At 58.3% G+C, this 12,966-nt stretch carries 12 protein-coding genes and 2 pseudogenes; 7 read left to right on the top strand and 7 right to left on the bottom strand.

From position 1 onward, the window contains the following. The first annotated feature begins 19 nt into the window (after nucleotides 1–19). Complete coding sequence (locus ACZ0AI_RS09500) at nucleotides 20–967, top strand: LysR substrate-binding domain-containing protein (RefSeq protein WP_463565524.1); 948 nt, start codon at nucleotides 20–22, stop codon at nucleotides 965–967. Nucleotides 968–1,042: 75 nt separating this feature from the next. Here the strand turns inward: ACZ0AI_RS09500 and ACZ0AI_RS09495 are convergent, their stop codons facing one another. From ACZ0AI_RS09495 to ACZ0AI_RS09480, 4 genes are all read right to left on the bottom strand, one after another. Continuing rightward, nucleotides 1,043–1,687, bottom strand: a complete 645-nt coding sequence (locus tag ACZ0AI_RS09495; protein WP_463565523.1) for an NADPH-dependent F420 reductase — start codon at nucleotides 1,685–1,687, stop codon at nucleotides 1,043–1,045. A gap of 135 nt (nucleotides 1,688–1,822) precedes the next feature. Then, a complete protein-coding gene (locus ACZ0AI_RS09490) occupies nucleotides 1,823–2,437 on the bottom strand; it encodes an FMN-dependent NADH-azoreductase (protein WP_463565522.1) in 615 nt (204 codons plus the stop codon). A gap of 56 nt (nucleotides 2,438–2,493) precedes the next feature. Beyond that, a complete protein-coding gene (locus ACZ0AI_RS09485) occupies nucleotides 2,494–3,384 on the bottom strand; it encodes a pirin family protein (RefSeq protein WP_463565521.1) in 891 nt (296 codons plus the stop codon). Between the two features lie 281 nt (nucleotides 3,385–3,665). Beyond that, on the bottom strand, nucleotides 3,666–4,589 hold the full coding sequence (locus ACZ0AI_RS09480) for a LysR family transcriptional regulator (RefSeq protein WP_463565520.1): 924 nt from the start codon (nucleotides 4,587–4,589) through the stop codon (nucleotides 3,666–3,668). A gap of 409 nt (nucleotides 4,590–4,998) precedes the next feature. Here ACZ0AI_RS09480 and ACZ0AI_RS09475 point away from each other — a divergent pair. Together ACZ0AI_RS09475 and ACZ0AI_RS09470 are read left to right on the top strand one after the other, a co-directional pair. Then, nucleotides 4,999–5,619: pseudogene (locus ACZ0AI_RS09475) on the top strand (MFS transporter); the annotation flags it as partial. A gap of 42 nt (nucleotides 5,620–5,661) precedes the next feature. Beyond that, nucleotides 5,662–5,877: pseudogene (locus tag ACZ0AI_RS09470) on the top strand (LysR family transcriptional regulator); the annotation flags it as partial. Between the two features lie 53 nt (nucleotides 5,878–5,930). Here ACZ0AI_RS09470 and ACZ0AI_RS09465 read toward each other — a convergent pair. Beyond that, nucleotides 5,931–6,857: an alpha/beta hydrolase gene (locus ACZ0AI_RS09465; RefSeq protein ID WP_463565519.1), complete on the bottom strand. Its 927-nt coding sequence runs from the start codon at nucleotides 6,855–6,857 to the stop codon at nucleotides 5,931–5,933. Nucleotides 6,858–6,979: 122 nt separating this feature from the next. Here ACZ0AI_RS09465 and ACZ0AI_RS09460 point away from each other — a divergent pair, with 122 nt between their 5' ends. After that, on the top strand, nucleotides 6,980–7,957 hold the full coding sequence (locus ACZ0AI_RS09460) for a LysR family transcriptional regulator (protein WP_463565518.1): 978 nt from the start codon (nucleotides 6,980–6,982) through the stop codon (nucleotides 7,955–7,957). Between the two features lie 199 nt (nucleotides 7,958–8,156). Further along, nucleotides 8,157–9,137, top strand: a complete 981-nt coding sequence (locus ACZ0AI_RS09455; protein WP_463565517.1) for an NAD-dependent epimerase/dehydratase family protein — start codon at nucleotides 8,157–8,159, stop codon at nucleotides 9,135–9,137. Here ACZ0AI_RS09455 and ACZ0AI_RS09450 read toward each other — a convergent pair. Together ACZ0AI_RS09450 and ACZ0AI_RS09445 are read right to left on the bottom strand one after the other, a co-directional pair. Then, entirely contained in the window at nucleotides 9,115–9,498 is a 384-nt protein-coding gene (locus ACZ0AI_RS09450; RefSeq protein WP_463565516.1) for a MerR family transcriptional regulator, read from the bottom strand. The genes ACZ0AI_RS09455 and ACZ0AI_RS09450 overlap by 23 nt on opposite strands. 192 nt (nucleotides 9,499–9,690) lie before the next feature. Continuing rightward, a complete protein-coding gene (locus ACZ0AI_RS09445; protein WP_463565515.1) occupies nucleotides 9,691–11,712 on the bottom strand; it encodes an HD domain-containing phosphohydrolase in 2,022 nt (673 codons plus the stop codon). A 162-nt stretch (nucleotides 11,713–11,874) separates the two neighbouring features. On the opposite strand from ACZ0AI_RS09445, the gene ACZ0AI_RS09440 reads away from it, so the two are divergent. Beyond that, nucleotides 11,875–12,339, top strand: coding sequence for a FecR family protein (locus tag ACZ0AI_RS09440; RefSeq protein WP_225833658.1), 465 nt, complete (start codon nucleotides 11,875–11,877; stop codon nucleotides 12,337–12,339). Between the two features lie 13 nt (nucleotides 12,340–12,352). Next, complete coding sequence (locus ACZ0AI_RS09435; RefSeq protein ID WP_463565514.1) at nucleotides 12,353–12,949, top strand: OmpA family protein; 597 nt, start codon at nucleotides 12,353–12,355, stop codon at nucleotides 12,947–12,949. The last annotated feature ends 17 nt before the right edge of the window (nucleotides 12,950–12,966 follow it).

The raw sequence follows: 12,966 nt of genomic DNA, 5'->3' as shown, positions 1-12,966 counted from the left end.
CACGCGATATATGAAGAGTATGCTAAAGACATACAATCAAGGCGAAACAGGCCTCGGCGCTTTCAGCAACCTGCGGCGCCTCACCTACTTCGCAACCGTGGTGGAAACCGGCTCCTTCACGGCGGCGGCCGAGCGCCTGGGTATTACCAAAGCTGTGGTCAGCCAGCAGGTGGCGCGGCTAGAGCGGGAGTTCAAAACCTCTCTTTTGGTGCGCACCACACGTAGCGTGCGTACTACGGAGGTGGGCCAGGCGTTTTATCTGCGTTGCGCGCGGATCTTGCGTGAGGCGGAGGAGGCGTTCGACGAGCTGGGCGATGCGTCTCAGGAACCGACGGGCACTTTACGCATCACCGCTCCGTTTGATTATGGCGTCGGTGTCGTGGTTCCTGCGATTGCCGCGTTTACCCAGCGTTACCCGGGGTGCAAGGTCGATGCGACGTTCAGTGATCAGACGCTGGACATGATGTCGGGCAATATCGAACTCGCCATTCGCGTAGGCTGGTTGGCGGAGACCGGCCAGCAAGCGCGTAAGATCGGCGCCTTCCAGCAACTGCTGGTTGCCGCGCCGAGTCTGGCAGCCCAGGTGGCAGGCTTCGCGCAACCACAGGAAATCGGCAAACTGCCGTTCGTGGCCAATACGGCTTTGCGCGAGCACCTGCGCTGGACTTTTTCACGCGGCGAACACGAGCGGCAGACTGTCACCTTGCAGGCCTCGATCTTTCTCGATGCCACACTCGCTGTACGTGAAGCCGTGTGCCAAGGTGCGGGTTTGTCGGTGCTGCCGGACTACGTGATTGCCGACGACCTTGTTAATGGTCGCCTGATCCAGGTGCTGCCGCAGTGGCGCCTGCCTAGCGGTGGTATCCATGCAGTGTTCCCGGCGGCGCGCTTTCGCCCAGCGAAGGTTCGTGCCTTCGTCGAGCTGTTGGCGAGCAGTGAGCAACAGCGTCAGGCAGGTGATCGCTGAGTGCAGCCGTCTATTCTCTGAGGGCTGCTGCACCAGGCAGACAACCCCCACGAGAGCCGGCGCTCAACGCTACGCTTAGATCTTGATGAAGTTCTGTGCGGCCAGCGAACCGAAGGGCAGTGAAGCCAGCGGCCCACCGACATCCAACGAGCCCAGGTCTACCGGGTAGAAACCGGCGTCTTCAATGATCTGACGCACGTCTGCTTTTGCTGCAGCATCATCGCCCGAGTAGAACAGCACGCGTTTGCCGCCCGCGACTTCTGGCTCTGGCAGGACATTAACGTCGAGGTGGTTGAACGCTTTGACCACCCGTGCGCCTGGGACGAATTGGCTGAACAGCTCGCTGGAGTGTTTGCCGCCCAGATCGACTGCTTTGATACCGTAGGCTGCGAGCGGGTTGCTCGGGTCGTTGGCATCGGGCGAATCCGGGTCGAGAAACTCGACGGGGTTGGTGCCGTCAACCACGATACGGCCATTCCACGCTGGCAGGCTGCTCATTACCGCTTCGGCATCGCTCCAGCGCACAGCGGCAAACACGATATTTGCGCGTGCGGCTTCTTCGACTGTGCCTGCTTTGATGGTGGGGCCGAGTTCTGCAACCAGTGCGGCCAATGATGCAGGCCCGCGGCTGTTGGAGAGGGTGGCGGAAATGCCTTTTTGGGCGAGCGCTCGTGCGATGTTGGAGCCGAGGGCGCCGGAACCGATAATGCCAATACTCATGGTGTTCTCCTGATAACGAAGGTTCGGAAAGTTGAGCGCTGTCAGCGCCCTGAAGGCTAAGCAGCGCTTTGTCAGGCATTGCCTGGGTTGGCCCTACCTATGGCGTTGTTGTATGTGCTGCGCGATCCAGAATGGTCAGGCGTTAAGTGCGCTGATCTGTTGCTCTGCGGCAGCGATTGCGGCGGCGCGCTGCTCAGCGCCCAGGGCAATACCCTCGGCAACAATGACCTGCGGGTCATGGATACCGATAAAGCTGAGCACGCTGCGCAGGTAGGTTTCACCGTGCTCCATCGCTGCGATGGGCGATTCCGGCCCGTAGTGGCCACCACGGGCAACCGCAAGAATGACCCGCTTGCCGCCAGCAAGCCCCTCCAACTGCCCTTCGGCGGTGTAGCGGAAGGTTTGTCCGGCAACCAGGACGCGATCGATCCAGGCCTTGAGCTGGCTAGGGACGGTGAAGTTGTAGAAGGCAACACCCAGCACCACGATGTCGGCGGCAAGGAACTCCTGCAGCGCGGCGGCGCCGGTTGTGAGATCGTCCTGCATCACGGGTGTCTGTTCGCTCCCTGGGCTCTGCAGCGCGCCGAGATAGGCGCCGGACAGGTGGGCGATGGGGGCGGCCGACAGGTCGCGGTAGGTCACCACTGCATCCGGTGTATCCACCTGCAGTTTTATGACCAGTTGTGCAGACAGCGTGCGGCTGACCGAATGGGCCCCGAGGATGCTCGAGTCGATGTGAAGAATGTGCATGGTTAACTCCTGGCAAGTGGTTGCGTTCGTATGCTTGATCCTTGCGCCGCCTCGCGTCAGGGCCGATAACCCTTGCGCTGCAGGACTGTACCGATGCGCTGAATTTCCGCCTCGCCTTGGGCAAGGGCTTCCTTGCTGGTGTGAACCGAGTAGTAGCCGGTCACCAGCTCATGCGGGTGCTTAACGGCCGAGCCCAAGACAAAGGTCGTCTTGCCCAGAGCAGCAAAATTGATGGCTTGGTTCGACTCCTCGAACACCGCCAGTTCGCCAGAACGAATCGTGCTGTTTGTCTTGAGCTGACCCTCACTGACAGCCACCCAGGCCACGTCGTGACCGGCTGGCGGCGTGTAGCGCCACTGCTCGCCCTCCTTCAAAGTGATGGCCAGGTAGGTCATGTCCGCGGGTGCCGGGATAGCGCTCTGAGCATTGCCGTAGCGACCGAGCAGCACCCGCACCGGGCCTTCCTGGGGAACCTGCTCAGGGGCGAGGTAGTGGCTTTCAGGGGGGGCATTTTCCAGCGCCGCGGGCAGGGCGACCCACAACTGGAATCCGCGCATGGCGCCTTCGCCGACCGGCGTGCCCGAATGCCAAATGCCGTTACCAGCGCGCATCCACTCCACGCCGCCGGTGGGTAGTACGCCCTTTTTGCCGGTGGTGTCTTCATAGATCACTTCGCCTGCTTCCATGAAGGTCAGGGTGGCGATACCAGAGTGCGGGTGCATGCCAAAACCTTGAGGTTTGGCGTTCGGCTGTGTGCTGAAAATATCGAGAAAGACAAACGGCTTCAGCAACTGACCGAGATCACCTGGGCTTACCAGGCGAGTGACCAGTCCATGCGCGCGGCCGTGAGTACGGTGGACGATGGCGCGCGCTTTCTCGTAGGTACGCTCTGTGGTGTAGCCGAGCTCATGATCTTGATAGCTGTGCAAGGGAGTGGGGGTATTCATAGAGTGGCATCCTCGTGACATTGGTGGGAGAGCGTCGGCCCTCGATGTCGCAAGAATATGGCTAACCCGTTTACTAGATAAGATGGCCAAGTTGGATTGCACTCGTCCATTTAGGAGTGTAATGGAGGTGCGCATTTATCTTTTGATGGGCGCTTGGAGAATCTTCCAAGACGGCTATTTTTTCGCGCAAGTTTCTACATCGCTTGGCAAGTGGCCGTTCGATGCCAAGCAGAATTGCGCTGGGCCTCTGCGCGCAAACCCTAGCGCTGCACACCTAGCCATCAACCGGACTGCGATGGCTCGGCCGGGAAGGCTTCTGCCTTGAGTTTGTCCATCACCAGCCCGATAAAAGCCGAGACCGCCAATGGCAAATGCCGACGGCTTGGATAGAGCACATGTAAGCCGTGGCTCTTGCGGTGGTACTGCGGCAGCACTGGCACTAGCCGGCCGGCCTTGAGGTCGACACTGGTGAGCGCGGGTGGAAGCAACGCGATACCTAAGCCTGCGAGGGTGGCTTTACGCAAGGCTTGCGCCGTGTTGGCGGTAAACCGAGTGGGAATTTGTACGTCCTCCTCGGTACCGCTCGGCCCGACAAGGCGCCAGGTCGTGAAACCACTGGGATTGCCGAAGTTAACACTGTCATGGTCGAGCAGATCTGCAAGTGCGCCAGGGTTTCCGTGTGTCGCGATATAGGCTGGGCTGGCCACCAACCCTTCGCGGCTGGCATGGATGAGCTGCCTGCCAACATAGCCCGAGTCAGGTAGCGGGCCTCCGCGAAACGCGACATCAATGCGGTCGGCGATCAGGTCGGCACGCCCATCACTGAGCACGAAATCAAGCTGAACCCGTGGGTGTACGCTCAGAAAGCCGCCGACCCACTCCATCGGGAAAAAGTCGAAAAAGTCAGCCATAGCCGCAATACGCACGCGCCCGATGGGTTCTTGACTACCAGTGATGAGCTCCTGGCCTGCACCCAGCAGCCCGTCAATTGGACCCACACTGCGGTCATGAAAAGCTTGACCTGCGTGGGTGAGCGTCAGCTTGCGAGTCGAGCGCTGCAGCAAGCGTGTGTCGAGGTGGGCCTCGAGCATTTGAATGCGTCGGCTCAAGGTGTTGGGCGGCATGCCCAACTGCCGTGCGGCTTCGGCAAAGCTGCCGCTGCGAACCACTTGCACGAATAAAGCAACGTCGTTCAGGTCGAGCATCTAAACGCGACTCTCTATAGAGCGATCAGGAACACCCGTTTCGCCAACCCGACATCGGGTGCCAGCAGGATGGTCATAGATTGGGTTAAACAGACGTATCACGCCACTGTGTTTTTCTTACTCGCGCCCGGTGTGCGGATGGTGTTTTCGCGTTGCAGTACCAAACACAGCACATTCGCAGCTTGGCTTGTTTGAGCCGGGCAGCGCGGTGTCGTTTCCGGCGCTACAGCACCGACCTGTACCGAAAATTCAAAGCAGGTATGATTTTCTGCCTATATCGGATGGATATTTATCAGTCGTAGTCTCAAGCGCAATGGATCGGGACGCTTTCCCTCGCCACTGGTAGTCCGATGCTCGCCCTGCACGATCACTCGGAACAATAAAAATAAAATTATCCGGAGACTCCCCTATGGGACTCGCGCAAGAAAAAGCCGGTGTCATGCTGTCGTTGAAAAAAGTTTCCAAGGGCGCGGGCGCCGCTTCTTGGGGCGCGATGATTTTGCTCTGGCTGGTCTATGCCATGGACGCGAACTCTCGCCAGATGTTCTTCATGTTGTTGCCCTCCATTACCAGCGAATTCAAGACCAGTCCTGAGTTGACGGGGTTGTTGGCCGCCATCATCACGGTCGCCACGTCTCTGATCGCAGTACCGTGCATGATCTGGGCGGACAAGGGTGGGCAGGGCTGGATGCGCAAGTATCGCCACCTGCCTATAGTCATTGCCTACACGCTGTTTACCTTCCTGACGGGCCTGAACTTTCTGACCGCCTCGCTGGGCATGCTGGTGGCCTTGCAGATTATTTCCCACGCATTTGGTGGTGCCGGGGAGGCCATTGAGGTCACCTCGGTGTCCGAGTGGTGGTCTAAAGAGCGCCGTGGCTTTGCCTTGGGCCTGCACCACACCGGGTATCCATGGGGCACACTGATTGGCGGTCTGGCGATCAGTGCGCTGCTCAATGCCTACGGCCCGGAGAACTGGCGCCTGGCGTTTCTGCTGTTCCCGGTGCCGATGATCATCGTCTTCTCGATCTATTGGTGGTTCTGCACCAAGAAGCGCTATGACTCCTTCGTCATCTGGTCCACAGAATGTGGCAGTTTCTCGGCCGCTGCCCGGGTGCACAAGATGACGCCATCGGCCGTGAGCAAGCTGATCACCCGGCTGGAGAATCGGCTGCAGGTGCGCTTGTTCCAGCGCGGCTCCCGGATGCTCACCTTGACTGAAGAAGGCGCCGCCTACCTGCGTAGCGCAAAGGCCGTGGTGGATGCCATGAGCGAGGCGGACTCGCTGAATGCCAAAGGGCGAGGCGCGACAGCCGGAAACTGTCACGGTCGGTCTGCGCTTTAGCGGTTAGCGTCGGCCAAGCCACTCTCGATGAAGCGAACGGAACTCTCCATAGCCTGCTGACCTTCTGGCAGCATGGTGGCGTAGAAGTGCCAGGCGTGGAACATCGCAGGCCATACTTCCAGGTTCACGCGAACGCGGTTATCAGCCAGGTGAGTTGCAAGGCGCATTGCATCACTCAACATCAGCTCGTTCTCGCCGATCTGCACCAAGATTGGTGGAAGACCGGTGACGTCCGCGAACACTGGTGAGGCCAGAGGATGATTGGCCAATGTGCCGCCTAGGAATGCTCTGGCGAGTATGTCCAAGACAGGCTTGGAGTTCAGAGGATCCAGACCTTCACGGTTGCTCATGGAAGCACCGGTGTGTTCAAGGTTCGCCCATGGCGAGATGGAGGAGCCAACCGCAGGCAATGGAAGCCCCTTCGATTTAGCCGCAACCATGACGCTGACAACCATCGCGCCGCCAGCCGACTCGCCACAGAATGCAATTTTGTTAGCCGGGATTTTCTGCTCAAGCAGCCACTCGTAGGCGCGCAGTGTGTCGTCAATAGAGGCTGGGAACTTGTGCTCAGGGGCAAGGCGATAGTCCGGCATGTACACACGTGCACCGAGCATTTTCGCGTAGTTGCCGCCGATGCCGTGGTAGCCGTCTGGACGACCTACAATGTAGGCGCCGCCGTGGATGTACATCACAACCGCATCGGTTTTGATCTCGTCCGGAGTGACCAGTGTGCCGGGTACGCCGCCCATGTCGACTGCTTCGAATTTAACGCCAGCTGGCGCTGGATTTTGCGCGAGCATTTTTGCGTAAGAGTCGCGGATGTCGCTCATTTTTGTGGTGGTATCGATTCCCTTAAGAACGGGTACCAGATCGCTAAGGCTGTTGGCCCAGGTTTGGACGGCTGCTTGTACTTTAGTGTTCATAATGACCTCAATTGATTGTTGGGAGTGGATTGTCTAATTGAGATACTATGCTTAGTATTGGGGAATAGGGTTCCCCATAACAGGTGCTAAGCCGCCCGAACGTTGAGACCCCCAGAGGTCGCATGGAACTCCATAACCTGAATGATATCGCCGCGTTTGTAAGCTCGGTAAACGCTGGAAGCTTTACTGCGGCGGCAAAACAGCTTGGCCTCACGCGCTCTGCAGTGGGAAAGTCGATAGTCAGGCTCGAGGCTCGTTTACAGGTACGTCTACTGAATCGCACCACGCGTAGTTTGAGCATGACCGATGACGGCCAGGTTCTTTATGAGCGCTGTGTGGGCGTTCTTCAGGATCTGGATGACGTGGAGGATGCCCTTGCGTTTCGTCGTTCGACACCCAGTGGGCGACTGCGGATGAGTCTGCCGGTTGCGTTGGGTAGACTCCATGTCCTTCAGCACATTGAGTGCTGTCTTAAGGATTGGCCCTCCCTGAGCGTGGATATCACCTTTTCTGACAGGCTGGTCGATCTGATCGATGAGGGATTTGATTTGGCCATGCGCATCGGGTCACCGAAGGAAGATTCTCGGTTGTTAACGCGCACTGTGGCCTACCAACAAATGATTACCTGCGCTTCCCCCAAGTATTTGGCTGAGCATGCCGAGCCTAAAACGCCTGAGGATTTATCCGAGCACCAGTGCCTGCATTTCGTGAGCGGTGGGAGATTGCTTCCTTGGAATTTTCGCGTGAATGGTGGCTCTGTGTCCGTTACTCATGGTGGAAGGCTACAGATGGACAGTGCTGAGTCATTACACCAGTCAGCTTTAGCTGGCCTGGGTATTGCGACTCTGCCTTCCTACGTGGTTAACGATGATTTGCGGAGCGGCAAGCTTGTTCAATTGCTTGCAGGATATGCGGAGGCTGCCGAGCCTATTCGGGTTATCTACCCTAGCAAGCGGCACCTCTCTCCAAAAATTCGACTCTTCATCGATAAGCTTGTTGAGGCTTGGTCGCCTTGCCCACCATGGGAACATCATGCGGCGGAAGGTATTCCTCTTACTGCCCCTGCGCGAACTGGTCGACCTGCGTGTGATGCGCCGTAAAAGCATCTTCCCCCGGCGTCGACTTCAGACGTTGGACACGCAGACTTGAGGAACCGCTTCTGGCCGAAAGCGGATGCCAAGAACGGCTTTTTAAAGTAGAAAATCAATCTGCTCCCGTTCTCGTTGACTCTGCCCCTATGGTCAACCCTCACGATGTCTTATCCGCTTCGAATTCCACGTTTCGTGGATAAGGCTATGTATGCAAACGCTATCGTTGGTCACCGGTGCCAACGGGCATCTGGGCAACACCTTGGTCAAGGAACTGCTCGCCAGAGGGCAGCAGGTGCGCGCAGGCGTTCGTGACCCGCAACAGCCCACCGATTTGAACGCGCTCGGCTGCCATGTGGTTCGTGCCGAATTGCTAGATCCAGACTCGTTGCGCCATGCCTTGAAAGGCGTCAACGTGTTGTACCAAGTGGCAGCTGTGTTCAAGCACTGGGCGAAAAAACCGTACGCCGAAATCGTTGAGGTCAATGTGCAGGGCACACGAAACGTATTGCATGCTGCTGCCGAGGCGGGCGTCAAACGCGTGGTGTATGTAAGCTCGGTGGCCGCCGTGGGGCACAACGGCAAGCGGTTGGATGAAACTATCTGGAACACCGAGGCGCAGAATCCATACTACCTTTCGAAGATTCTGTCTGAGCGTGCTGCATGGGAAACCGCAAAAGCTCTCGATCTGTCGATGGTTGCCATATTGCCGTCAGCGATCATCGGCCCGAATGCTACACGGCTGACCGACACCATGGGCTTTCTCGCTGCCGTTCTTGAGCGCAGGCTGGTAATTGATCCGAATTTTCATTTCAATTTTGTCGATGTTCGTGACGTCGCCGATGGCTTGATCCGCGCGGCTGAGAGCGGCCGCCCTGGCCAACGCTACATTCTGGCGAACTCGCAAGCATCATCACTGGCCGAAGTGATTTTAGCGCTTAACGCCTGCTGCCCCGGCTATCGACTGCCACCGCGTGCACCCAAGGCATTACTCCTGCTGATCGCCTGGCTACAAGAGCAGCGTGCAGCCATCACCGGCAAACCAGCCGAATTGTTGCGAAGTCAGGTACGAATGTTTTACGGCGTGCAGCAGCGTTACAGCATCGAAAAAGCGGTCACCGAACTGGATTATCAGCCACGCCCTGCGCAAGAAGCGCTGACGCAAGCGTTCACGTACCTGCTGGCGCGTTGACACCTGAAGCGGGGCCGAATTGCTCGTTGAGTTGTTGCTGTAGCTGGGTGAGATTAGCTTGGCGACTTAACAGGGATTGGATTTCTACGTTCAGCTCCACGCGCTTGGCTTCGATACCCTGATTGGCAAGGGCCAGGGGAAAGGGCACCTGGTGTTGCTTGGCGGCCAGCAGCTCGCTCATTTCCGCCAGTTTGAATCCCACGGCCTGGGCCTGGCGGATCATCTGAACAAGCTTCAAATGATGTGCGGTGTAGAGCCGATAGCTGCCAAGGCGCTGAGGGGCTATCAGCCCCATCCGCTCATACAAACGGATAGCCTTCGGCGTGCAGTTCGCCCGTTTAGCAAGCTCACCTATATACATAAACTACGTCCTGATCGTTTGGCCTGCAGGCTATATAGAGAAATGACAAAAACGCCAAACGACGGTTTTTGCCGGTAACTGCCGCCCACTTCCACCAACATTTAGCCAAAGACGCCAGCCCTAGGTTGATATCGGTTGTCCCAAACAGAACCCTCAAAGAGGGTGCGACCCTTCGGCAGCGTTACGGGCTAGTTACTCCAGCAGGAAACGATCAACGTCGATGGTGTCGATCTGGTCGGCGTGCAGGTGGCGCTCGGCGTAACGCATCGGCAGTCCTGCCTGCAGAAACAGTGCGAACAGGTCGGCATCGATATGGCCTTTGTCGCGAAGCCTAGCCAGGATTTCAATCGACTCTGACAGTGTCTTCGCCTGCTTGTAGGGGCGGTCGGAGGCGGTCAGCGCTTCGAAGATATCGGCGATGGCCATGATGCGTGCCGGAATGGACAGCTGGCTCTTGTCCAGCTTTCGCGGGTATCCCGTTCCGAGCAGGGTTTCGTGGTGGGTGCCGGCATACTCCGGCACCCGCTTGAGGTTCGAAGGCAGCGGTAGATTTTCGAGCATGACGATGGTCTGGATGATGTGCTCGTTGATCTTGAAGCGCTCTTCGGCGGTCAGCGTGCCACGGCTGATACTCAGGTTGTAGAGCTCGCCATGGTTGTAGAGGTGCTCGGGAACGCTGACCTGAAAGCCGTACTTGGGGTCGAGCGCCTTGGTCTCCGGGCGCGGGAAGATATGCTGTTGCTTGTCTGCCAGTAGCCGTTCAACGGCAGGCAGAGGCGCCCCAGGCAGTTCGGCGACGCGCGCCAACTCGGCGGGGGAGAGCCCCAGGCGGTCATCGAAATGCCGCAACCAGGTTCGCTCTGCCGCTTTGTGAAGGGTGCCCACATGCTCGGGGTTCATGAGCTCGCCGCCGATATTGCACCCGGCAATGAAGGCGAATTCATCCTGTAGCGCCTGGGCGAGCTCCTGATACTGCGCATCGGCCTGCAACCGATCCTGACCGTCGAGCACTCGCTGCAGGCGCTCGATCTGCGCATCGCGCAACAACACCTCGAAGCGCATGCGCACCTCGTGGATGCGGTTGTAGATCGTCTCCAGCTTGGTGGCCTTGTCGACCACATGTTCAGGCGTGGTGATCTTGCCGCAGTCATGCAGCCAGGCGCCGATACGGAACTCGCGCCATTCGTCTGCAGTGGTGAAGCGGAAGTGCTCCAGCGGCCCTTCGCTGACATCGCTGGCCGCCTCGGCGAGCATCATCGCCAGCTCCGGTACACGCTCGCAGTGCGCGCCGGTGTAGGGGCTCTTGGCGTCTATCGCGCCGGCCAGTACTTCAATCATGCCGTCGATCAGGGCACGCTGCGAATCGATGAGGTTATGGTTCTCCAGCGCGACGGCCGCCTGGGAGGCCAGCGCGCCAATGAATGACATCACTTGCGGTGAGAAGGCGATCACGCCGCCTGTTTCGACGTCCAGGGCGTTCATGAACTGCAGCACCCCGATCACTTCGCCGCCTCGTGGCGCCAGCGGTACGGTCAGCATGGAGACGGTATGAAAGCCGGACTCGCTATCGAAACCGCGGGTGCCGCTGAGATCAAAGCGGCTCTCGGCGTATACGTCGTCTATGACGACGGTTTCGTTGTGCAGTGCAGCGTAGGTCGACACATGCCGTTCGTTGGGCAGGCCGGTCTGCGGATCATGCAGGGGCAGTTCGATGGTCGGCAGCTCATCGTCCATGGAGCGCAACGCGAAGCGCAGCGTGTTGTGCTCGGTCTTGAGGTACATGGTGGCGGCCTGGGCATTACAGATGCGCTTTCCTTGCATCAGGATATGGCGCAGCAGCGCATCCCGGTCACGCTCGGATGACAACAGCAAGCCGTTCTCGACCAGGCTGGAAAGCTTCATCTGTGAAGCCTGCAACGCCTGGGTCTGGCTTTGCAGGGCGGCTTTCATCTCGATGTGGTTGCGATTGAGGGTCTCGATTTCGGCGAACATCGAAGCCGGCGGCAGTTCGCCGGAAAAATCCATTTGGCGGATTTTCTGGGTGTCCTGCATCAGCAACTTGATGGTGCGATCAATGCTTTCCATGCCGCCCAGCACCAGCGGCATCGTGCACAGCACTATCACAATGGACAGGCAAAGCGAGACCGCTGGCGGAACACCCAGGGTAAGCGCCAATATAGGCACCAGCTGCAAAAGCAGGAAGGTGGTGACCACCAGCTTACTGCTCTTGAACCGTAGTCTGAATCTCGGCTTGATTTGCCCTGATGACATGCTGCAACCTGCGCTAGAGTCCCATCGCGTACTACTTCGTACATCCGGCCACGCAGCGGTGCTGCGGCTGGATGTGCAACGCTCAGTTCAACTCAGGGAAATAGAATGAAGAAGGAGATTACTGTGTTTGCTCGCTTCAGGATATTGCCACTTGCCAGCGCATTGCTGGCATCGGCAGCGCTCGCAGTTGAGCCAGCTACATCAATAGGTTACGTGATGAAGGTACAGGGAGAGGCCACCGTCAGCATAGATGGCACAACGCAATCGGCGACGATTGGCACACCTTTGTACGTCGGTAGCGTGGTGAAAACCGGTTCGGCGGGCTCGATGGGGGTGACCCTGAAGGACAACACCGTGATGTCTTTCGGCCCCAATAGCGAGCTGACTATCGACGAGTTCCTCTTCGATCCGGCACAGGACGAATTGAAACTCAGTGCCAAGATCACTCACGGCACGCTTGATTACATTTCCGGCACTATCGCTAAGCTCAAGCCCAAGGCCGTCGAGATCAACACCCCTACCGGCACCATCGGCGTGCGTGGCACCCACTTCCTCGTCAAGGTCGATTGAGTTCGAATACGGCATGCCTCCAACCTATACGTACGTAATCGCCGTTCTTCTCTTCGCATTGCTGGGCAGTGGATGCGCCTCCAAATCTTATGTGGTGCTGGTAGAAAGCCCCGACGGAAGTACAGGCGCCATTGAGGTCAAAACCGATAAAGGTCTCACTCGCGTCGACCAGAAGGGCTATGCCGTGAACCTCGACGGCAGCAGCGCCAAGCCGTTCCAGGTGGATGAACCCAGGCTCGACAAGGATTTCTCCGCCGCACGGGCAGCACAGCCTGAGTTGCCGAAAAGCTATCTGCTGTACTTCAATACGGGCGGCACCAGCCTGACCAGGAAGTCTCAGGCGGAAATTCCGGAAGTGCTGCAGACCGTCAGGGAACGCGGGCCTTCGGCAGTTTCAGTGATCGGCCATACCGACACCGTTGGCAGCAAGACATACAACGAAGAACTGGGGCTGTTGCGTGCCCGTGCCATTGCCCGCCAATTGCAAGACAATGGTCTTCAGGCGCTGGAGCTCGTGGTTACTTCCCATGGCGAAGGCAACCTATTGGTGAAAACCCCGGACAACAAACCGGAGCCCGCCAACCGGCGGGTCGAAGTCACCGTCCGCTGAAGCCTGCATCGGCTGGC

The organism is Pseudomonas sp. AC355 (genome assembly GCF_979258205.1).
This window is presented reverse-complemented; position numbering and strand designations above follow the sequence as displayed.

Bases quoted from the DNA above. Each gene is read 5' to 3' on its own strand.
- ACZ0AI_RS09455 (WP_463565517.1), top strand. From the start codon at position 8,157: ATGCAAACGCTATCGTTGGTCACCGGTGCCAACGGGCATCTGGGCAAC.
- ACZ0AI_RS09485 (WP_463565521.1), bottom strand. From the start codon at position 3,384: ATGAATACCCCCACTCCCTTGCACAGCTATCAAGATCATGAGCTCGGC.
- ACZ0AI_RS09440 (WP_225833658.1), top strand. From the start codon at position 11,875: ATGAAGAAGGAGATTACTGTGTTTGCTCGCTTCAGGATATTGCCACTT.
- ACZ0AI_RS09460 (WP_463565518.1), top strand. From the start codon at position 6,980: ATGGAACTCCATAACCTGAATGATATCGCCGCGTTTGTAAGCTCGGTA.
- ACZ0AI_RS09465 (WP_463565519.1), bottom strand. From the start codon at position 6,857: ATGAACACTAAAGTACAAGCAGCCGTCCAAACCTGGGCCAACAGCCTT.
- ACZ0AI_RS09500 (WP_463565524.1), top strand. From the start codon at position 20: ATGCTAAAGACATACAATCAAGGCGAAACAGGCCTCGGCGCTTTCAGC.
- ACZ0AI_RS09495 (WP_463565523.1), bottom strand. From the start codon at position 1,687: ATGAGTATTGGCATTATCGGTTCCGGCGCCCTCGGCTCCAACATCGCA.
- ACZ0AI_RS09435 (WP_463565514.1), top strand. From the start codon at position 12,353: ATGCCTCCAACCTATACGTACGTAATCGCCGTTCTTCTCTTCGCATTG.
- ACZ0AI_RS09490 (WP_463565522.1), bottom strand. From the start codon at position 2,437: ATGCACATTCTTCACATCGACTCGAGCATCCTCGGGGCCCATTCGGTC.
- ACZ0AI_RS09480 (WP_463565520.1), bottom strand. From the start codon at position 4,589: ATGCTCGACCTGAACGACGTTGCTTTATTCGTGCAAGTGGTTCGCAGC.
- ACZ0AI_RS09450 (WP_463565516.1), bottom strand. From the start codon at position 9,498: ATGTATATAGGTGAGCTTGCTAAACGGGCGAACTGCACGCCGAAGGCT.